The sequence below is a fragment of the Curtobacterium flaccumfaciens genome (assembly GCF_018598405.1).
In the GTDB taxonomy this organism is placed as follows: Bacteria; Actinomycetota; Actinomycetes; order Actinomycetales; family Microbacteriaceae; genus Curtobacterium; species Curtobacterium aurantiacum.
Window position 1 is genome coordinate 1 of sequence record NZ_JAHEWS010000062.1, and the last position, 1079, is coordinate 1079.

Sequence of the window (1079 nt, forward strand, 5' to 3'; positions counted from 1 at the left end):
GACCAGATCTCGGACAGCATCCTCGACGCACTGCTGACGGTCGACCCGAACGCGCGCGTCGCCGTCGAGACGATGGTGACCACCGGGCTCGTGCACGTCGCCGGCGAGGTCACGACCTCCGGCTACGTCGAGATCCCCAAGCTCGTCCGTGACGTCATCACCGGCATCGGCTACAACTCGTCGGACGTCTCGTTCGACGGTGCCACCTGCGGTGTCGAGGTCTCGATCGGCGCGCAGTCGCCCGACATCGCGCAGGGCGTTGACGAGTCGCTCGACTCCCGCACCGGTGCGGTCGACCCGCTGGACCGTCAGGGCGCCGGCGACCAGGGCATCATGTTCGGCTTCGCGACGAACGAGACCCCCGAGTACATGCCGGTCGCGATCTGGCTGGCGCACCGCCTGGCCGAGCGCCTGGCCGCGGTCCGGAAGTCGGGCGAGCTGTCGTTCCTGCGCCCGGACGGCAAGACCCAGGTCACCATCGGGTACGACGGCGTCGTGCCGAAGACCGTCGAGACCGTCGTGCTCTCCACGCAGCACTCGCCGAGCGTCACGCTCGACGAGCTCACCGCGGCGATCACCGAGCACGTGATCCGTCCGGTCCTCGACCTGGTCGACCTCGACTCGTCGCACGTCGACGTCATCGTGAACCCGACCGGCCGCTTCGAGATCGGCGGCCCCCAGGGCGACGCCGGGCTCACCGGCCGCAAGGTGATCGTCGACACCTACGGCGGGGCCTCCCGTCACGGTGGCGGCGCGTTCAGCGGCAAGGACCCGTCGAAGGTCGACCGTTCGGCGGCGTACGCGCTGCGCTGGGTCGCCAAGAACGCGGTCGCCGCGGGGCTCGCCGACCGGCTCGAGGTGCAGGTCGCCTACGCGATCGGCCGTGCGAAGCCCGTCGGGCTCTACGTCGAGACCTTCGGCACCGGTCACGTGGACGACGCCACGATCGAGGCCGCCATCCGCCAGGTCTTCGACCTGCGTCCGGCCGCGATCATCCGCGACCTCGACCTGCTCCGACCGATCTACGCGCAGACCGCGACCTACGGCCACTTCGGCCGCGAGCTCCCCGGGTTCACGTG

At 70.4% G+C, this 1079-nt stretch carries 1 protein-coding gene; it reads left to right on the forward strand.

Annotated features, from left to right (window positions below; translation table 11 throughout):
• Positions 1-1079: methionine adenosyltransferase (gene metK / locus KK097_RS17770; protein ID WP_214545630.1), on the forward strand; the 1079-nt coding region annotated here is incomplete at both ends.